Source organism: Hydrogenophaga sp. (genome assembly GCF_018780075.1).
Taxonomy (GTDB): domain Bacteria; phylum Pseudomonadota; class Gammaproteobacteria; order Burkholderiales; family Burkholderiaceae_C; genus Hydrogenophaga.
The window spans coordinates 74126-91350 of sequence record NZ_JADMKB010000037.1 but is presented as its reverse complement, the minus strand read 5'-3'; the positions used below and the strand labels follow the sequence as shown (position 1 = coordinate 91350).

Here is a 17225-nt window from a genome sequence, read left to right as displayed (position 1 = left end):
GACTCGCGGCCATGTTGTTTCCATCATTTGTTTTCAGTGCGGCGCTGCTGGCGATCGCGGGCAGCGCGACGAGCGCGCAGGATGCCGCCCAACCGGGCTTCCAGTTCCGTGCCGACGGCACCTACGAAGCGCGCGTGACCCGCGTGACCGACGGCGACACGCTGTGGGTCAAGCCGCTGACCGGCGGCAAATACCGCAAGCTGCGCATCGACGGGCTGGACGCGCCGGAGATCTGCCAGGACGGTGGCCCAGCGTCCAAGGCCGCGCTGTCGGCGCGCGTGCTGGAGAAGGTGGTCGTGGTGCGCGAACGCCGCCGCGACGACTACGGCCGCCCGCTGGTGAAGCTGCAATTGGGCGGCGAGGACGTGGCCGGCTGGCTGGTGAGCGAAGGCCAAGCTTGGTCGTACCACTGGCGCCACAGCAACGGCCCCTATGCCGAGCAGGAAGACCAAGCTCGGAAATCACGCAAGGGCCTGTTTGCCCAGGAGCGGCCCGAAGTGCCGCGCGACTTCCGGCGTCGCAACGGGCCTTGTCCCTGGCCCTGAGTATTCGTCTTGCTTCAGTGTGACTGGCCGCAGACCGCACAACCGGGCTGGCGGGGCAGGGCAACCTGGGTGAACGACAGGTCGCGTCCGTCAATCATCAGCAGCTGCCCGGTCAGGCGCGAACCCATGCCACACATCAGCTTGAGGGCTTCGGCCGCCTGCATGGTGCCGACGATGCCGACCAGCGGCGCGAACACGCCCATGGTGGCGCAGCGCGTTTCTTCCACGTCGCTGGTTTCGGGAAACACGCAGGCGTAGCAGGGTGAGGCCGCATCGCGCGGGTCGTACACGCTGAGCTGTCCGTCCATGCGGATCGCCGCGCCCGACACCAGCGGCACGCCGTGGCGCACACAGGCGCGGTTGACCATGTGGCGGGTGGCGAAGTTGTCGCAGCAGTCGATGACCACGTTCACGTCCGGCAGCAGCCGGTCGAGCAAGGCGTCGTCGGCGCGCTGCACCAGCGCGTTCACCTGGGGGTCGGGGTTGATGGCGGCGATGGCGGCGCGCACGGACTCGGCTTTGGGCATGCCCAGGCGGTCCAGGGTGTGCGCGATCTGGCGCTGCAGGTTGGTTTCATCGACCACGTCGTGGTCCACCACGGTGATGCGGCCCACACCGGCACTGCCGAGGTAGAGCGCCACCGGAGAACCCAGGCCGCCCGCACCGATCACCAGCGCGTGGGACGCCAGCAGCTGTTCCTGACCCTCAATGCCCAGCTCGTTGAGCAGGATGTGGCGCGAGTAGCGCAGGAGTTGCTGGTCGTCCAAGGCCGTGGTCCGTCGCGCTGCGATCAGTTGTCTTTCTTCTCTTCTTCGCGCTCGGTCTGCGTCTTGCTGACCAGCACCGGGCGGCCTTTGAGCTTGTTCAGCGCCTGCTGCAGCTGGAAGTCTTTTTCGCTGCCGAACTCGGGGATCAGGCGCTGGCCGGGGTTCTTCTTGGCCTCGTCTTCCAGGCGCTTGCGGGCGGTTTCGCGGTCCTGCTCGCGCACCTGCTCGGCGGCGCGCTGGGCGTCGGTCATCGGTGTTTCGCCCGGCTTGGCTTCCTTGCCGTTGGTCAGGTGCTTGGTCAGGTCGGCTTCGCGGGTGCGCAGCGCGGCAAACACATTGCCTTCCAGTGTCTCGTCGACCATCACGTCGGGCACGATGCCCTTGGCCTGGATCGACTTGCCGCCCGGGGTGTAGTAGCGCGCGGTGGTGAGCTTGAGACCGGTGTCGGGGCCGAGCGGGCGCACGGTCTGCACCGAGCCCTTGCCGAAGGTCTGGCTGCCCAGGATGGTGCCGCGCTTGTGGTCCTGCAGGGCACCGGCCACGATCTCGCTGGCCGAGGCCGAGCCTTCGTTGACCAGCACGACCATGGGCACGTTCTTCAATGCGCCCTTGGTGGCCTCGGTCAGGCGCTTGATCGGGTCGCTGCCGCCACGGCGCAGGTAGTGCTGGGGCGCGGCGGTGTAGACAAACTTGCTGTCGGCGAGCTGGCCGTTGGTCGAGACCACGGTCACGTTCTCCGGCAGGAACGCGGCCGAGAGCGCCACGGCGGCGTCCAGCAGGCCACCCGGGTCGTTGCGCAGGTCGAGCACCAGGCCCTTGATCTTCGGGTCGGCCTTGTACAGGTCTTCGACCTTCTTGGCGAAGTCTTCGATGGTGCGGTCCTGGAACTGCGACACGCGGACCCAGGCGTAACCGGGCTCGACCATCTTGGTCTTCACGCTCTGGGTCTTGATCTCTTCACGGGTGATCGTGACGGGGAAAGTGCGGTTCTCGTCCTTGCGGAAGATGCTCAGCAGCACCTTGGTGCGCGGCTCGCCGCGCATGAGCTTGACGGCGTCGTTGATGCTCAGGCCCTTGACGGCGGTGTCGTCGATCTTGGTGATCAGGTCGCCCGACTTGAGACCGGCACGGAAAGCGGGGGAGTCTTCGATGGGCGACACCACCTTGACCAGGCCGTCTTCCATGGTGATTTCGATGCCCACGCCGACGAAGCGGCCGCTGGTGCCCTCGCGGAATTCCTTGAACGACTTCTTGTCGAAATACTGGGAATGCGGGTCCAGGCTGGCGACCATGCCCGAAATGGCTTCGGAAATGAGCTTTTTCTCGTCCACAGGCTCCACATAGTCGCTCTTGACCATGCCGAACACGGCGGCGAGCTGCTGCAGCTCTTCCAGTGGCAAAGGGGCCAGCGAACCGCGGGCCACAGCCTGCATCTGCACCGTGGTCAGCGCCCCGGCCACCGCGCCCACGGCGATCCAGCCCGCGATCTTCAGCTTGTGACCCACTTGTTTGCCCATCGAAATACCCCAAAAAAGGACGCCAGCTGGACGGTGACGTCACCGGGCTGGCAAATCAATATACACCTTGGAGCAAGGCCCCTTGATTCGGTTCCTTGCTATCGGCCAACTCAGTGTTTGCCTTGAGCGGCGACCGCTGCGGCGGCCTTCGCGGCGGCTTCGGCGTCGCCCAGGTAGTAGCTCTTGATGGGCTTGAGGTTGGCGTCGAGTTCGTAGACCAGCGGGATGCCGTTGGGGATGTTCAGGTTCACGATGTCGGCGTCGGAGATGCCGTCCAGGTACTTGACCATGGCGCGGATGCTGTTGCCGTGCGCCGCGATGACCACGCGCTGGCCGCTGGTGATGGTGGGGGCGAGCACTTCATTCCAGAACGGCATGACGCGGGCCACGGTGTCTTTCAGGCACTCGGTCAGCGGCACGGCATCGGCCGGGAGACCGGCGTAGCGGCGGTCGCTGCGCTCGCTGCGCGGGTCGGTGGCCTCCAGGGCCGGCGGCGGCGTGTCGTAGCTGCGGCGCCAGATCAGCACCTGTTCGTCGCCGTACTGCTTGGCCATGTCGGACTTGTTCAGGCCCTGCAGGCCGCCGTAGTGGCGCTCGTTGAGGCGCCAGTCCTTGACCACCGGCAACCAGCTGCGGTCCATCTCGTCCATGGCGAACCAGAGCGTGTGGATGGCGCGCTTGAGCACACTGGTGTAGGCCACGTCAAAGTCGTAGCCCTCGGCCTTGAGCAGCTTGCCGGCCGACATGGCCTGCGAGACGCCGGTGGGCGTGAGGTCCACGTCGGTCCAGCCGGTGAAGCGGTTTTCGAGGTTCCAGGTGGATTCGCCGTGGCGAATCAGGACGAGTTTGTACATGGGGTGGACGGGCGTTAGGGACGAAAAACAGCGCGCGGTGGCCGGATGCCAGCGCGCGCCAGCCACCCATTCTAAAATCCCAGGCTTAACTGGAAAGGTTGCTTGTGAGTTTCTTTATCGACAATTGGATGCTGCTGCTGGTGGCGTTGAGCTCCGGCGCCATGCTGATGTGGCCTGCGTTGGCCTCGGGTGGGGGCGGTGGCGCTGCCGGTGTCACGCCGGCCGAGGTGGTGCAGCTGATGAACCGCGAAAAGGCGGTGGTGGTGGACATTGGCGGGGCCGACGAGTTTGCGGCGGGCCACGTGGTGGGGGCGAAACACCTGCCGTTGGGCGAGCTGGAGGCCAAACTGACCGGCGCCGTGAAAAACAAGGCCACGCCGGTGGTGCTGGTCTGTGCCTCGGGCATGCGTTCCAAGCGTGCCGTGGCGATCGCCAAGAAGCTGGGCTACGAGAACGCCCGCTCGTTGAACGGTGGCATGGGCGCCTGGCGCGCCGCCAATCTGCCGGTGGAGAAGTGATCTCCCCTGCGCCGCTGCGCGGCGTCCCCCAGGGGGACAACGCGGGTGGCCCGGCGTAGCCGGTTCCACCGCGTTCTGTGTGGCGCACGCGCTCCGGTAATGTCTCTTTTGGAGTTTTGAGATGGCCCAAGTCAGAATTTATTCCAGTGACTACTGTCCTTATTGCAGCCGTGCCAAGGCCCTGCTGCAGCAGCGTGGTGTGACCGACTATGAAGAAATCGTGGTCGATGGCAAGCCCGAGCTGCGCGCCCAGATGACGAAGCTCACCGGCCGCACCAGCGTGCCGCAGATCTTTGTGGGGGAGACCCATGTGGGCGGCTGCGACGACCTGCACGCCCTGGACCGCAATGGGGGACTCGTGCCCCTTCTGCAGGCCTGATTTCCCCGGTGGCGTTGCTGAGATAATCGCCGCCAAAGCCCGCTGCGGGACCTCCGTCCCCTGGCGGGTTTCTGCCTTTTTCACCCTTTCAGAAAGCTTTTATGGCCGACCAAGATCCCATCTTCCAGATCCAGCGCGTTTACCTCAAGGAAGCCTCACTGGAGCAGCCCAACTCCCCGGCCATCCTGCTGGAGCAGGAGCAGCCTTCGGTGGACATCCAGCTGGGCGTGGAAGCCAATCCCGTGGCCGACGGTGTGTACGAAATCTGCGTGACCGCCACCGTGCAGACCAAGATCAAGGACAAGACCGTGTTCCTGGTCGAAGCCAAGCAGGCCGGCATCTTCGAAATCCGCCACCTGCCTCAGGACCAGATGGGCCCGATCATGGGCATCGCCTGTCCGCAGATCGTCTATCCCTACCTGCGTGGCAACGTGGCCGACCTGATCCAGCGCGGCGGCTTCCCGCCCGTGCACCTGGCTGAAATCAACTTCCAGGCCATGTACGAGCAGCAGCAGGCCCAGGCGGCCGAAGACGCACCGCGCATCGTCACGCAGTAAGCCTTCTTGGCGGCCCCGTCGATGAACATCGTGGTGCTCGGCGCGGGTGCCTGGGGCACGGCCCTGGCCATCAGCGCCGCCCGCCATCCCGGTCAACCGCACCGGGTCAGCCTCTGGGCGCGCGACGCGGCCCAGGTCGTGGCCATGCGCGCCTCCGGGGAGAACCACCGTTACCTGCCGGGTGTTGTCTTGCCTGCTGGCCTCATGCTGGCAGGCGACGACGGGCAGTGGCCCTCGGACCTGATCAAGACCGCCGACCTGGTGGTGATCGCGACGCCCATGGCGGCGTTGCGGGCCATGCTGGAGCGGCTCGTGGGCGTGCAGGCGCCGGTGGCCTGGTTGTGCAAGGGTTTCGAGGCCTCTGCGGCCGGGAGCGATGCGCCCGGGTTGCTGGGCCATGAAATCCGTGCGCAGGTCGCGCCCGGCCTTCGGGCGGGCGTGCTCAGCGGGCCCAGCTTCGCGCAGGAAGTGGCGCGTGGCCAGCCCACCGCGCTGGTGGCGGCCAGCGAGGACGCCAGCGTGCGCGAGGCGCTGGTGGCCGCTTTTCACGGCCCGTCCCTGCGGATCTATGCCAATGAAGACAGCGTGGGCGTGGAAGTGGGGGGTGCGGTGAAAAACGTGCTTGCCATCGCCACCGGCCTCTGCGACGGTCTGCAGCTCGGGCTCAATGCGCGCGCCGCGCTGATCACGCGTGGACTGGCCGAAATGACACGGCTCGGAATGGCGCTGGGCGCCCGCGCCGACACGTTCATGGGCCTTTCAGGGCTGGGCGATCTGGTGCTCACCGCCACCGGCGACCTGTCCCGCAACCGCAAGGTGGGTCAGTTGCTGGCCCAAGGCATGACGCTGACGCAGGCGGTGGACTCCCTGGGCCACGTGGCCGAAGGTGTCTACAGCGCCCGCACGGTGGTGCACCGAGCCCACCAACTGGGCGTGGACATGCCGATCAGCGAAGGGGTGGTGGCGCTGCTCGACGGTCAACTGAAACCCGAACAAGCCGTCACTGCACTGATGGGGCGCGATCCGACGGACGAGCAATCCCCCTCGCGCCGCGCTTAAGAGCGCGTCACCTCCCAAGGGGGCGATGCGAGTGGACCGGCGTAGCCAGCTCCACCGCACCCAGGATGAATGCATGCCAAGCCGGAGGGGTTTGCGCCAGGGCACCGCGGAAGCGGCTTCGCCGGGCCGCCAGTGCCGCCCCCTTGAGGGGGTGACGGGAGAAGCCCGGCGCGGGGGTGAACCTAGACTTCGAAGTTGTCGATCAAGCGCGTGCGCCCCAGCCGCGCCGCGCCCAGCACCACCAGCGATTGAGGGGTCAGCGCATCGGCCGCCTTCGGCAGCTGCAGATCGGCCCTGCGCCGCACCGTCAGGTAGTCGGGTTGCCAGCCGCGCATCGCCAATGCGCGCATGGCTCGGGCTTCCAGTCCTTCCAGCTGTTCGGGCATGGCGCCCGTTGCGGCCAGGGCGTCGCGGGCCAGCGCGCGCAATGCCAGCGACAGTTGCACCGCCTCGGCGCGTTCGGCCTCGCTCAGGTAGCCGTTGCGCGAACTCAACGCCAGTCCGTCGGCGGCGCGCTGCGTCTCGCCCGCGATGATCTCGACCGGCATGCCGAACTGCTGCACCATGCGCCGGATCACCATCTGCTGCTGGTAGTCCTTCTTGCCAAACAGCGCATGGCGCGGCCCCTTGGCTTCGGAGAACACGCACTGGAACAGCTTCATCACCACGGTGCACACACCGATGAAAAAGCCCGGCCGGAAGTGCCCTTCCAGGATGTCGGCCAGGTCGGCGGGCGGCTGGATCTTGTAGCCCTGCGGTTCGGGGTAGAGCTCCTTCTCGGCCGGCGCAAACACGATGTCGCAACCGGCTTGTTCCAGGCGGTCGCAGTCTGCCTGCAACGTGCGTGGGTAGGTGTCGAAGTCCTCATGGGGCGCAAACTGCAGGCGGTTGACGAAGATGCTGGACACGGTCACGTCACCCAGCGGCTGCGCCGTTCGCACCAGGTCCAGGTGCCCCTCGTGCAGGTTGCCCATGGTCGGAACGAACGCTGGCGAGTTGAACGGCCGCAGCGCGGAGCGGAGGTCTTGGATGGTGTGGACGAGTTGCATAGGAGCGAGGGGAAGTCTTGTCGAGGGGCGCCGCGGAACCGGCTTTGCCGGGCCGCCAGCGCCGCCCCCTTGAGGGTAGCGCCGAAGGCGCTGCGGGGGTGATCCAGCTACCAGGCGTGCAGCGTGTCGTCGGGGAAGCTGCCGTCTTTCACGGCCGCCACGTAGGCGGCCATCGCCTCGCGCACGCTGCTGGCCCCGTCCATGAAATTGCGCACGAACTTCGGGTTCTTCCCGAGGTTGATGCCCAGCATGTCGTGCATCACCAGCACCTGGCCGGCCGTGCCTTTGCCCGCACCGATGCCGATGGTGTGGCAGGTCTTGAGTTCGTTGGTGATCTCCGTGGACACGGCGGCGGGCACCATCTCGAGCACCATCATGGTGGCGCCCGCGTCCTGCAGCTCGGCGGCATGGCGTCTCAACACGAGGGCGGCGGCGTCGCCGCGACCCTGCACGCGGTAGCCACCCAGCGCGTGAACGGTCTGGGGTGTGAGGCCCAGGTGGGCGCACACCGGGATGCCGCGCTCGACCAGGAAACGCACGGTATCGGCCGTCCAGCCGCCCCCTTCGAGCTTGACCATGTGGGCCCCGGCCTGCATCAGCACCGAGGCGCTGCGCAGTGCCTGTTCCTTGCTCTCGTGGTAGCTGCCAAAGGGCAGGTCGCCGATCACCCAGGCCGTGGCCTGCACGCGCAGCATGCCGCGCACCACGCTTTCGGTGTGGTAGCGCATGGTCTCCAGGCTCACCCCCACGGTGCTGGACAGCCCCTGGCAGACCATGCCCAGCGAGTCGCCCACCAGGATGCACTCCACGCCGGCCGCATCGGCCACGGCAGCGAAGGTCGCGTCGTAGGCGGTCAGCATGGTGATTTTCTCGCCGCGGTCGCGCATTTCCTGCAGCCGCGGCAGGCTCACCGGCTTGCGTTGCGGCAACGGCGATGCCGAGGGCAGGGTGCCGTAGGGCGTACCGGTGGCGGGCTGGGCGGTGGGCTGGCTCATGGTGATGTCCCCTCGGCAGGTGGTCGGAATGGGGCGGACTATAGTCCATCCCGTGTGCCCCTTCCCGTTATGCTTCTGCCCATGAAACACCTGTCAGATTTCACCGCGGCCGACCTGGCCGAACTCGCCCGCAGCGACGTGGCACGCGCCCTGGCCGAAGATGTGGGCAGCGGTGACCTCACGGCGGCTCTCGTGGACCGCACGCGATCTGCCGTTGCGCGCATCCTCGCGCGCGAACCCGCCGTGATCTGTGGCGTATCCTGGGTCGAGGCCGCCGTGCTGGCGTGTGACCCCTCGGCGCGGCTGACCTGGCACGTCGGTGAAGGCCAGCGCTGTGTGACCGATCAGGTGGTGCTGGAGATCGAGGGCAACGCCCAGGCGCTGTTGACCGCCGAGCGCACCGCGCTCAACTTCCTGCAGCTGCTCTCGGCGGTGGCCACGAAGACGGCGGTGTTCGTCGATGCCGTCCAGGGCACGCGCGCGGCCATCGTGGACACGCGCAAGACCCTCCCCGGGCTGCGGCTCGCGCAGAAATACGCGGTCAAGACGGGTGGTGGCGTGAACCACCGCATCGGCCTCTACGACGCGGTGCTGATCAAGGAAAATCACATCGCCGCTGCCGGTGGTGTGGGCGCTGTGTTGAAGCGGGTGCAGGACACCGCCCCCCAGGCGCGTTTCGTCGAGATCGAGGTCGAGACCCTGGCGCAGCTGGATGAAGCACTGGATTGCGGGGCGCAGATGGTGCTGCTGGACAACATGGACATCCCCACGCTGCAGGAAGCCGTGCGCCGCAATGCGGGCCGGGCCATCCTTGAAATCTCGGGCGGCGTGAACCTTCAGACCGTGCGCGCCCTGGCGGACACCGGTGTGGACCGCATCTCCATTGGGGCTTTGACCAAGGACGTCAAGGCCATCGATTTTTCCATGCGGATGGAGCAACGCTCATGAGCAACGAAGCGATCATCGACGTCGAATACGAGCAGCCGGCCTGCCCGACGAAACACGCCTGGGCGCGGGTGCCGGTGGAGCCCGGCCCGAAGCAGCGTGCCGAACTCAAGGAGCGCATCCGTGCCCTGCTGAAAGAACGCAACGCGGTCATGGTGTCGCACTACTACGTGCACCCCGACCTGCAGGACCTGGCGGTCGAAACCGGCGGCATTGTGAGCGATTCGCTGGAGATGGCGCGCTTCGGCCGCGACCATGCGGCGCAGACACTGGTGGTCTCGGGCGTGCGCTTCATGGGCGAGACGGCCAAGATCCTGAGCCCGGAAAAAACCGTGCTCATGCCCGATCTGGACGCCAACTGCTCGCTCGACCTAGGCTGCCCCATCGACGAGTTCAGCGCGTTCTGCGATGCCCACCCCGACCGCACCGTGGTGGTCTACGCCAACACCAGCGCCGCGGTGAAGGCGCGCTCCGATTGGCTCGTCACGTCCAGCTGCGCACTCGACATCGTGAAGGCGCTCAAGGACAAGGGCCACAAGATCCTGTGGGCGCCCGACAAGCACCTGGGTGGTTACATCCAGCGCGAAACCGGCGCCGACATGCTGATGTGGAACGGTGCGTGCATCGTTCACGACGAGTTCAAGGCCTTCGAGCTGGAGGCGCTGAAAAAGGAACACCCGAAGGCCAAGGTGCTGGTGCACCCGGAAAGCCCGGCCGACGTGGTGCGACTGGCCGACGCCGTGGGGTCGACTTCGGCCATCCTGAAAGCCGCGCGCGAATTGGATGCCAGCGAATTCATCGTCGCCACCGACAACGGCATGATGCACATGCTGCGCCAGCAGAACCCGGGCAAGGTGTTCATCGAGGCGCCCACGGCGGGCAACAGCGCCACCTGCAAGAGCTGCGCGCACTGCCCCTGGATGGCCATGAACGGGCTGGCCGGTGTGGCGCAGGTGCTGGAAAAAAACCTGAATCAGATCCACGTGGATCCGGCGCTGATCCCGCTTGCCCGCCAGCCCATCGACCGCATGCTGGCGTTCACTGCCGCATTGCGCAACGGTCAGAACGCCGGCGCATTGGTGCCGAACATCGGCGCCGCCTGAAGGCTGTCGGTAGCGCCCATGAAAAAGCCCGCTGGCAGCGGGCTTTTTCATGGGCGTCTGAGGTTCAGAGCGGCACTTTTTTCAGCATTTCCAGACCGATCTTGCCTTCGGCGATTTCGCGCAGGGCGGTCACGCCGGGCTTGTTCTTGCTGTCGATCTTGGGCGCGTGGCCCTGGCTCAGCATGCGGGCACGGTAAGTCGCTGCCAGCACAAGCTGAAAGCGGTTGGGGATCTTTTCCAGACAGTCTTCGACGGTGATGCGTGCCATGTGCGGGCCTCGGTAAATGCGGTGGGGTTCAGAGGATGTTGAGCGCTTTGAAGGTATCGCTGCGGGCGATACGCTGGGCGGCGAACTTGAGCCGCTGGGCATGGACGATGGCCTTGAGGTCAAACAGGGCCCGCTCGAACAACTCGTTGATTATAACGAAGTCGAATTCTTTGGCGTGCGTCATCTCGTGAGCGGCGTTCTGCAGCCGGACTTCGATGACCTCGGCGCTGTCCTCGGCGCGCCGCTCCAGCCGGGAGCGAAGCTCCTCCCAGCTCGGGGGCAGGATGAAGATGAGCACAGCGTTGGGGAAGATGCGTTTGACCTGGATCGCACCCTGGAAATCGATCTCCAGCACCACGTCTGCGCCCTGTGCCATGCGCTGTTCGATGGCCTGCTTGGACGTGCCATAGCGGTTGCCATGCACCAGTGCCCATTCCAGGAAACCGTCCTGCAAGACCATCTGGTCGAAGGTCTCGCGGCTCACAAAGTAGTACTCGCGCCCGTGCAGTTCCTGACCGCGCGGGGGGCGCGTGGTGTGGGAGACCGATGGCACGACGCGTGCGTCGAGCTCCATCAGGGCCTTCACCAAGCTGGATTTGCCTGCCCCACTCGGGGCGGCGACGACAAACAGGTTTCCGGGGTATTCCATGGAATGGCTTATTCGATGTTCTGGACCTGTTCGCGCATCTGTTCGATCAACACCTTCATGTCGACCGAAATGCGGGTCAGTTCCAGGCTGGAGGATTTGGCGCCCATTGTGTTGGCTTCGCGGTGCAGTTCCTGGATCAGGAAGTCCAGCCGTTTGCCGACCTCGCTGCCTTTTTTGATCAGGCGCTCGATTTCTTCCAGGTGGGAATCCAGGCGGGTCAACTCTTCGGCCACGTCGATCCGGATGGCGAAGGCCGTGGCTTCGGTGAGGGCCCTGTCCTGAACGGTTTCGCTGGTGAGGGTGTTGGCGGTGCCACCGGCGGCTGCGCTGGCGTTCAGCGCCTCGTTCCAGCGGTCGATGAACCGCTGGCGCTGTTGCGCGACCAGCTGGGGAATCAGCGGTTGCGCGTCCCGCGCCAGCTGGCGCAACTGCTTCAGTCGGTCCAGCAGCATGTCGGCGAGGCGCTTGCCCTCGCGCTCCCGGGCGGCGACAAAACCGTCCAGGGTGGTCTGGGCCAGTTCCAGCAGGTGCTCGTGCAGGCCGCCGGGCAGGGCTTGCTGGCGCGACGTCAATTGCAGCACCTCGGCGACCGAGAGCGGTGCGGCCTTCGGGCACCAGGCCTGGATGCTGTCCTGCAGCCCCACCAGTCGCTGCAGGTCGGCCACGGAAGGTGGACGCACGGCGCCGTCCGAGCGGCCTTCGATCCAAGCGCGGACTTCCACCTTGCCGCGTTTGAGGCGTGCACCCAGCAGCTCGCGCAGCGCGGGCTCGGTGCCGCGCAAGTCGTCCGACAGCTTGAATGTGAGGTCAAGGAAGCGGCTGTTCACCGAGCGAATTTCCATGCCGAGACCCGGCTGGGCCTCTCCGGCGCTGGCGGCCTGAGGGCCGCCCGACTGGGCTGTGGCGTAGCCGGTCATGCTGTAAACTGCCATTGGACTGGGGCCCGATCCGAGTGAATGGTCCAAAACGAGCGTTCCGGAAACCACCCGAATTATGTCAAAGGTCAAACCTGCTTCCTTGCCACCGGACACCGTCATCGGCGGCTACCGCATTGTGCGCAAGCTGGCGGCAGGGGGATTTGGCGTGGTTTACCTCGCGGTTGACACCGAAGGCCAGCAGGTGGCGGTGAAGGAGTACCTGCCATCGTCCCTGGCCAGTCGTGGGCCGGGTGAGTTGTTGCCACAGGTGCAGCCTGAGAAGCTCTCCCTCTATCGCCTGGGTCTCAAGAGCTTCTTCGAAGAAGGCCGTGCGCTGGCCCAGATCTCCCACCAGTCGGTGGTGAGCGTGCTCAATTTTTTTCGCGAAAACGAAACCGTCTACATGGTGATGAACTACCTGGAGGGGTCTTCCCTGCAGGAATTCATCATCACCGCCCGCGAGCTGAAAAAGCAGAAGGTCTTCCGTGAATCGACCATTCGCTCGCTGTACGACGAGGTCTTGCGGGGGCTGCGCATCGTGCACCAGCACAAGATGCTGCATCTGGACATCAAGCCCGCCAACATCTTCGTGACCGACGACAACCGCGCGGTGCTGATCGACTTCGGCGCAGCGCGCGAGGTGCTGAGCAAGGAAGGCAACTTCATTCGTCCCATGTACACGCCCGGCTTCGCCGCGCCCGAGATGTACCGGCGCGATTCGAGCATGGGCCCATGGACGGACATCTACGCCATTGGAGCCTGCATCTACGCCAGCATGCAGGGTTACCCGCCCAACGACGCACCGCAACGGCTGGAGAAAGACCGGCTGTCGCTCGCACTCTCCCGCTTGCGCGGTGTCTATTCCGACAACCTGATCGAGGTGGTGGAATGGTGCATGTCGCTGGACCCGTTGTCGCGCCCGCAGTCGGTGTTTGCTCTGCAGAAAGAGCTCAGCCGCGAGACCGAACGCAGTTACACCAAACTGACCGTGGCCGAGAAGATGCGGCTGCAGTTTGACAACATCGTCTCCGACAACAAGAAATCACCGCGCAAATCGACCGTGGCCGGCACGAAGTTCAAATGAAGTTTTCGGTTTACCAGATCAGCCGTCAGGGAGGCCGTGAGCGCAACGAAGACCGGATGGGCTACGCCTACACGCGCGAGTCCGGACTGTTCGTGCTGGCCGATGGCATGGGTGGACATCCCGAGGGAGCGATGGCGGCCCAGCTGGCTTTGCAGACGTTCTCGGCCTATTTCCAGAAGGCCGCCAACCCGACGGTGCGCGAGGTGCCCGAGTTCCTCTCCAGCGCGTTGATGGCGGCGCACCACCAGATCATCCGTTACGCCGCCGAAAAAGGCATGCTCGACACGCCCCGGACCACGCTCGTGGCGGCCGTGATGGAGCGGGGCAACATGCACTGGGTCCATTGCGGTGACTCCCGCCTCTACTTGGTTCGCAACGGTGAATTGCTCACCCGCACCCGCGATCATTCCTACATGGAGCAGCAGGCCCACCTGGGTCGGGCCACGTCGCACATCAACCGCAACATCCTGTTCACCTGCCTGGGTTCGCCGGCCAAGCCCGTGTTTGACCTGTCCGGTCCGGTGCAGCTGCAGCAGGGTGATCGCGTGCTGCTGTGTTCCGATGGCCTGTGGGGCACGGTGAAGGATTTTGAGATCGCCTCCGAGCTGGCCAACCAGTCGCTGGAGCATGCCGTTCCCGACCTGGTGGAAATGGCGCTCAAGCGCGGTGGACCACGCTGCGACAACGTCACGGTGCTGGCGATGGAGTGGGAAACGCCCGGCGAGTACCAGACCACGCGCATTTCCACCGAAGACATCGAAGACGGTGTGTTCGCTTCCACCATCCAGTCGGGCGTGCTCGACTCGACCATCGAAGACCTGGACGACGAGGCGATCGAACGCTCGATCGCTGAAATCAACGAAGCGATCCGGCGCACCGCTGAAAAGAACGCTTAGGTAGGATCCCCCCGCGCCGCCTGCTGCGTCACCCCCAGGGGCGGTGCGAGCGGCCCGGCGGAGACGGTTCCGCCGCACGCTGGACCTGGCTGCCTTGTGCGCCTGAAGCTCCCCCGCTCATTGATTGTTCAACAGTTTGATAGAGGTTTTCATGACCGTTTCTTCCCGCCCCGGCCAACGGGCCGCCGACGCCCTGCGTCCCGTGCGCATCACCCGCGGGTACACCATCCACGCCGAAGGTTCGGTGCTGATCGAATTCGGCAACACCAAAGTGCTGTGCACCGCTTCGGTGGAAGAAAAAGTGCCGCCGCACAAAAAGGGCAGTGGCGAAGGCTGGGTGACGGCCGAATACGGCATGCTGCCGCGCGCCACCCACACCCGCAGCAGCCGCGAGGCCGCCAAAGGCAAGCAGAGCGGGCGCACGCAGGAGATCCAGCGCCTGATCGGTCGCTCGCTGCGTGCCGTGTTCGACCTGAAGGCCCTGGGTGAACGCACCATTTCGCTCGACTGCGATGTGCTGCAGGCCGACGGCGGCACACGCACCGCCAGCATCACCGGCGCCTTCGTGGCGGCGCAGGATGCGGTGAACAAGCTCCTGGCCGAAGGAAAAATTGTTGCCTCGCCGATCAAGGGCCCCGTGGCCGCCATCTCGGTGGGCCTTCTGGACGGCCAGCCGTTGCTGGACCTGGAGTACGTGGAAGACTCGGTCTGCGACACCGACATGAACGTCGTGATGACCGGCGCCGGGCATTTCGTGGAAGTGCAGGGCACCGCCGAGGGCGTGGCCTTCACGCGTGCGGAGATGGACGCGTTGCTGGCGCTGGCCGAAAAGGGCATCGGCGAACTGGTGGTGCTGCAGAAGCAGGCACTCGCATCATGATGCACCCACGCTCGTCACGTCGTGCGCTCGCTGCCCCCGTGGGGGGCGAGGGCTGGTTTGGCACGGCCCCGCGCTGCGACCGTTCATGAAACTGGTTCTGGCCTCCAACAACAAGGGCAAGCTGTTTGAACTGCAGGCGCTGTTTGCGCCGCTGGGCGTCGAGCTCGTGCGCCAGGCCGATCTGGGCATTCCCGAAGCCCCCGAGCCACACCGTACCTTCATCGAGAACGCGCTGGCCAAGGCGCGCCATGCGGCGCAGGTGAGCGGCCTGCCTGCGCTGGCCGACGACGCCGGGCTGTGTGTGGAGGCCTTCGGTGGGTTGCCTGGTGTGGACACCGCCTACTACGCGACGCAGTTCGGCTACGCCAAGGGCGATGACAACAATGTGCGCGCGCTGCTGGAGCAGATGGACGGTGTGAGCGACCGGCGCGCGGCGCTGGTGAGCACGCTGGTCGCCCTGCGCAGCGCCGACGACCCGGAGCCGTTGGTGGCCTCGGGCCGGGCGCCGGGGCTGATCACGCGAGAACCCATCGGCGAGAACGGCTTTGGGTTCGACCCCGTGATGTTCCTGCCGCAATTCGGTTGCACCTTTGCCCAGTTGAGCGACGAAAAAAAGAACGCCAACAGCCACCGTGGCAAGGCCGCCCAGCAGATGCTGGAACTCATGCGCACGCGCTGGTTTCAACCACCCGAAGCATGAGCGATACACCCCACTGGAGCGACATCCGCCACTGGATGCGCCCGGGCACGCTGCAGCTGCAGGGCCTGCCGCCGCTCTCGCTGTACATCCACCTGCCGTGGTGCCTGAAGAAGTGCCCTTACTGCGACTTCAATTCGCACGAATGGAGCGCCACGTCCGCGCCCGGTCAACCCATGCCGGAGCAGGCGTACCTCGACGCGCTGCGTGCCGACCTGGAGGCGGCCCTGCCGCTGATCTGGGGCCGGCAGGTGCACAGCATCTTCATCGGCGGCGGCACGCCCAGCCTGTTTGCCCCCGAGGCGATCGACCGCTTGCTGGGCGATGTGCGTGCGCTGCTGAAGCTGGATGCCGACGCCGAGATCACGCTCGAAGCCAACCCGGGCACGTTCGAGAAGGACCGCTTCAAGGCCTTCCGCGCGGCGGGCGTCACGCGCCTGTCCATCGGCGTGCAAAGCTTCAACGACGCGCACCTGAAGGCGCTGGGCCGCGTGCACGACCGGGCGCAGGCCATGGCCGCGGTGGAAGAGGCCGCGCAGGCCTTCGACACCTTCAACCTCGACATCATGTACGCGCTGCCGGGGCAGAACCTGGCGCAATGCGAAGACGACATCCGCACCGCGCTTTCGTTCAAGCCGCCGCACATTTCGATCTACCACCTGACCATCGAACCCAACACGGTGTTCGCCAAATTCCCGCCGCAGGTACCGGAAGACGACGACGCCTACGCCATGCTCGACCGCATCACCGAGCTGACGGCCGAGCAGGGTCTGGGGCGCTACGAGGTGTCGGCCTACGCGCGCAACGGGCACCGCTGCTGGCACAACCTGAACTACTGGCAGTTTGGCGACTACCTCGGCATCGGCGCCGGCGCACACAGCAAGCTCAGCTTCGCCCACCGGGTGGTGCGCCAGGTGCGTGCGCGCGAACCGCGCCTGTACATGGACAAGGCGCGCGCGGGCGATGCGGTGGTGAGCGTGGAAGAGGTGGCGCGCAAGGAACTGCCGTTCGAGTACATGCTCAACGCGCTGCGCCTGCGCCACGGTTTCGAGTTGCAGCAGTTCACGGACCGAACCGGTCTGCCGCTCTCCAGCATCCAGCCAGCACTGGACCAGGCGGTGCAGAAGGGCCTGATCGAATCGGCAGGCGGTGTGGTGACCCCGACCGAACGCGGTTTCGATTTTCTCAGCGACCTGCAGGGCCTGTTTCTGTCGAACTGACCTGCTGCCATCGCAGCGTCTGTCCTCTGAAGCCAAAACCCGGCGCGAGACCGGGTTTGCAGTTCTTGGCGGAGAGCAAGACCACCCACTTTGTGTGCCGCCGAAGTGCCGGAAGGCGCCCTCCAATCCTGGCGGCCAGGCCGATTGGCGCTCGTGCAGGAACATGGCGACGAAGGTGCGCCGGGAGTCGCCCAGCGTCGCTACGAACAAGTGAATCTTCAGCGGTTCATCGGCCACCGGCACACGCACGGTGCCGAAGTCGATCTGCAACTGGTGACCGGGTGGTGTCTCGTCGCGCACCGTGGCAACGCTCTGCGCCAGGACCT

The 17225-nt window shown here is 65.7% G+C and carries 20 protein-coding genes; 12 read left to right on the top strand and 8 right to left on the bottom strand.

Annotation, left to right across the window (positions count from 1 at the left end; all coding sequences use genetic code 11):
* Window positions 1-11: 11 nt before the first annotated feature.
* Window positions 12-545, top strand: a complete 534-nt coding sequence (locus IV088_RS08705; protein ID WP_291100568.1) for a thermonuclease family protein — start codon at window positions 12-14, stop codon at window positions 543-545.
* A 14-nt stretch (window positions 546-559) separates the two neighbouring features.
* Here IV088_RS08705 and IV088_RS08700 read toward each other — a convergent pair whose 3' ends face one another.
* The 3 genes from IV088_RS08700 to gpmA form a co-directional block, all read right to left on the bottom strand.
* Window positions 560-1312 carry a HesA/MoeB/ThiF family protein gene (locus IV088_RS08700; protein ID WP_291100565.1) on the bottom strand — a complete coding sequence of 251 codons (753 nt, stop codon included), beginning with the start codon at window positions 1310-1312 and terminating at the stop codon, window positions 560-562.
* A gap of 23 nt (window positions 1313-1335) precedes the next feature.
* Window positions 1336-2817, bottom strand: a complete 1482-nt coding sequence (locus IV088_RS08695; protein ID WP_291100863.1) for a S41 family peptidase — start codon at window positions 2815-2817, stop codon at window positions 1336-1338.
* Between the two features lie 122 nt (window positions 2818-2939).
* Complete coding sequence (gpmA, locus tag IV088_RS08690; protein WP_291100562.1) at window positions 2940-3683, bottom strand: 2,3-diphosphoglycerate-dependent phosphoglycerate mutase; 744 nt, start codon at window positions 3681-3683, stop codon at window positions 2940-2942.
* A 104-nt stretch (window positions 3684-3787) separates the two neighbouring features.
* On the opposite strand from gpmA, the gene IV088_RS08685 reads away from it, so the two are divergent.
* From IV088_RS08685 to IV088_RS08670, 4 genes are all read left to right on the top strand, one after another.
* Complete coding sequence (locus IV088_RS08685) at window positions 3788-4201, top strand: rhodanese-like domain-containing protein (protein WP_291100559.1); 414 nt, start codon at window positions 3788-3790, stop codon at window positions 4199-4201.
* A gap of 121 nt (window positions 4202-4322) precedes the next feature.
* The gene (gene grxC, locus IV088_RS08680) at window positions 4323-4580 is read left to right on the top strand and encodes a glutaredoxin 3 (RefSeq protein WP_291100556.1); all 258 of its coding nucleotides are present in this window, start codon (window positions 4323-4325) and stop codon (window positions 4578-4580) included.
* A gap of 101 nt (window positions 4581-4681) precedes the next feature.
* Complete coding sequence (gene secB, locus IV088_RS08675; RefSeq protein ID WP_236962227.1) at window positions 4682-5137, top strand: protein-export chaperone SecB; 456 nt, start codon at window positions 4682-4684, stop codon at window positions 5135-5137.
* A 21-nt stretch (window positions 5138-5158) separates the two neighbouring features.
* Window positions 5159-6196, top strand: a complete 1038-nt coding sequence (locus IV088_RS08670; RefSeq protein ID WP_291100860.1) for an NAD(P)H-dependent glycerol-3-phosphate dehydrogenase — start codon at window positions 5159-5161, stop codon at window positions 6194-6196.
* A gap of 182 nt (window positions 6197-6378) precedes the next feature.
* On the opposite strand, the gene panC is transcribed toward IV088_RS08670, so the two are convergent.
* The gene (gene panC / locus IV088_RS08665) at window positions 6379-7245 is read right to left on the bottom strand and encodes a pantoate--beta-alanine ligase (RefSeq protein WP_291100550.1); all 867 of its coding nucleotides are present in this window, start codon (window positions 7243-7245) and stop codon (window positions 6379-6381) included.
* 107 nt (window positions 7246-7352) lie between these two features.
* Window positions 7353-8240 carry a 3-methyl-2-oxobutanoate hydroxymethyltransferase gene (gene panB / locus IV088_RS08660; protein WP_291100547.1) on the bottom strand — a complete coding sequence of 296 codons (888 nt, stop codon included), beginning with the start codon at window positions 8238-8240 and terminating at the stop codon, window positions 7353-7355.
* An 81-nt stretch (window positions 8241-8321) separates the two neighbouring features.
* Here panB and nadC point away from each other — a divergent pair, with 81 nt between their 5' ends.
* Entirely contained in the window at window positions 8322-9188 is an 867-nt protein-coding gene (nadC, locus tag IV088_RS08655; RefSeq protein ID WP_291100544.1) for a carboxylating nicotinate-nucleotide diphosphorylase, read from the top strand.
* The gene (gene nadA, locus IV088_RS08650; RefSeq protein ID WP_291100541.1) at window positions 9185-10288 is read left to right on the top strand and encodes a quinolinate synthase NadA; all 1104 of its coding nucleotides are present in this window, start codon (window positions 9185-9187) and stop codon (window positions 10286-10288) included. Before nadC ends, nadA begins: the two co-directional genes overlap by 4 nt.
* A 64-nt stretch (window positions 10289-10352) precedes the next feature.
* Here nadA and rpoZ read toward each other — a convergent pair whose 3' ends face one another.
* The 3 genes from rpoZ to IV088_RS08635 are packed head-to-tail and all read right to left on the bottom strand — an operon-like array spanning window position 10353 to window position 12137.
* Window positions 10353-10556 (bottom strand): DNA-directed RNA polymerase subunit omega, encoded by a 204-nt coding sequence (gene rpoZ / locus IV088_RS08645; RefSeq protein ID WP_077334860.1) that lies wholly within the window; start codon window positions 10554-10556, stop codon window positions 10353-10355.
* 28 nt (window positions 10557-10584) lie between these two features.
* Window positions 10585-11205 carry a guanylate kinase gene (gene gmk / locus IV088_RS08640; RefSeq protein WP_291100537.1) on the bottom strand — a complete coding sequence of 207 codons (621 nt, stop codon included), beginning with the start codon at window positions 11203-11205 and terminating at the stop codon, window positions 10585-10587.
* A gap of 8 nt (window positions 11206-11213) precedes the next feature.
* Complete coding sequence (locus IV088_RS08635) at window positions 11214-12137, bottom strand: YicC/YloC family endoribonuclease (RefSeq protein WP_291100534.1); 924 nt, start codon at window positions 12135-12137, stop codon at window positions 11214-11216.
* Between the two features lie 61 nt (window positions 12138-12198).
* Here IV088_RS08635 and IV088_RS08630 point away from each other — a divergent pair, with 61 nt between their 5' ends.
* From IV088_RS08630 to hemW, 5 genes are all read left to right on the top strand, one after another.
* Window positions 12199-13206 (top strand): serine/threonine-protein kinase, encoded by a 1008-nt coding sequence (locus IV088_RS08630; RefSeq protein WP_077334863.1) that lies wholly within the window; start codon window positions 12199-12201, stop codon window positions 13204-13206.
* Entirely contained in the window at window positions 13203-14102 is a 900-nt protein-coding gene (locus IV088_RS08625; protein WP_291100530.1) for a protein phosphatase 2C domain-containing protein, read from the top strand. The genes IV088_RS08630 and IV088_RS08625 overlap by 4 nt, the downstream gene beginning before the upstream one ends.
* A 151-nt stretch (window positions 14103-14253) precedes the next feature.
* The gene (rph, locus tag IV088_RS08620; protein ID WP_291100528.1) at window positions 14254-14982 is read left to right on the top strand and encodes a ribonuclease PH; all 729 of its coding nucleotides are present in this window, start codon (window positions 14254-14256) and stop codon (window positions 14980-14982) included.
* 85 nt (window positions 14983-15067) lie between these two features.
* Window positions 15068-15682: an RdgB/HAM1 family non-canonical purine NTP pyrophosphatase gene (rdgB, locus tag IV088_RS08615; protein WP_291100525.1), complete on the top strand. Its 615-nt coding sequence runs from the start codon at window positions 15068-15070 to the stop codon at window positions 15680-15682.
* Window positions 15679-16899: a radical SAM family heme chaperone HemW gene (gene hemW / locus IV088_RS08610; RefSeq protein WP_291100522.1), complete on the top strand. Its 1221-nt coding sequence runs from the start codon at window positions 15679-15681 to the stop codon at window positions 16897-16899. Before rdgB ends, hemW begins: the two co-directional genes overlap by 4 nt.
* Window positions 16900-17225 lie beyond the last annotated feature (326 nt).

What these genes read in the sequence shown, in the direction of transcription:
- gmk (WP_291100537.1), bottom strand. Translation starts at nt 11,205, where the DNA reads ATGGAATACCCCGGAAACCTGTTTGTCGTCGCCGCCCCGAGTGGGGCA.
- secB (WP_236962227.1), top strand. Translation starts at nt 4,682, where the DNA reads ATGGCCGACCAAGATCCCATCTTCCAGATCCAGCGCGTTTACCTCAAG.
- IV088_RS08705 (WP_291100568.1), top strand. Translation starts at nt 12, where the DNA reads ATGTTGTTTCCATCATTTGTTTTCAGTGCGGCGCTGCTGGCGATCGCG.
- rpoZ (WP_077334860.1), bottom strand. Translation starts at nt 10,556, where the DNA reads ATGGCACGCATCACCGTCGAAGACTGTCTGGAAAAGATCCCCAACCGC.
- nadC (WP_291100544.1), top strand. Translation starts at nt 8,322, where the DNA reads ATGAAACACCTGTCAGATTTCACCGCGGCCGACCTGGCCGAACTCGCC.
- IV088_RS08630 (WP_077334863.1), top strand. Translation starts at nt 12,199, where the DNA reads ATGTCAAAGGTCAAACCTGCTTCCTTGCCACCGGACACCGTCATCGGC.
- nadA (WP_291100541.1), top strand. Translation starts at nt 9,185, where the DNA reads ATGAGCAACGAAGCGATCATCGACGTCGAATACGAGCAGCCGGCCTGC.
- gpmA (WP_291100562.1), bottom strand. Translation starts at nt 3,683, where the DNA reads ATGTACAAACTCGTCCTGATTCGCCACGGCGAATCCACCTGGAACCTC.
- IV088_RS08625 (WP_291100530.1), top strand. Translation starts at nt 13,203, where the DNA reads ATGAAGTTTTCGGTTTACCAGATCAGCCGTCAGGGAGGCCGTGAGCGC.
- IV088_RS08670 (WP_291100860.1), top strand. Translation starts at nt 5,159, where the DNA reads ATGAACATCGTGGTGCTCGGCGCGGGTGCCTGGGGCACGGCCCTGGCC.
- grxC (WP_291100556.1), top strand. Translation starts at nt 4,323, where the DNA reads ATGGCCCAAGTCAGAATTTATTCCAGTGACTACTGTCCTTATTGCAGC.
- IV088_RS08635 (WP_291100534.1), bottom strand. Translation starts at nt 12,137, where the DNA reads ATGGCAGTTTACAGCATGACCGGCTACGCCACAGCCCAGTCGGGCGGC.
- panB (WP_291100547.1), bottom strand. Translation starts at nt 8,240, where the DNA reads ATGAGCCAGCCCACCGCCCAGCCCGCCACCGGTACGCCCTACGGCACC.
- rph (WP_291100528.1), top strand. Translation starts at nt 14,254, where the DNA reads ATGACCGTTTCTTCCCGCCCCGGCCAACGGGCCGCCGACGCCCTGCGT.
- panC (WP_291100550.1), bottom strand. Translation starts at nt 7,245, where the DNA reads ATGCAACTCGTCCACACCATCCAAGACCTCCGCTCCGCGCTGCGGCCG.
- hemW (WP_291100522.1), top strand. Translation starts at nt 15,679, where the DNA reads ATGAGCGATACACCCCACTGGAGCGACATCCGCCACTGGATGCGCCCG.
- rdgB (WP_291100525.1), top strand. Translation starts at nt 15,068, where the DNA reads ATGAAACTGGTTCTGGCCTCCAACAACAAGGGCAAGCTGTTTGAACTG.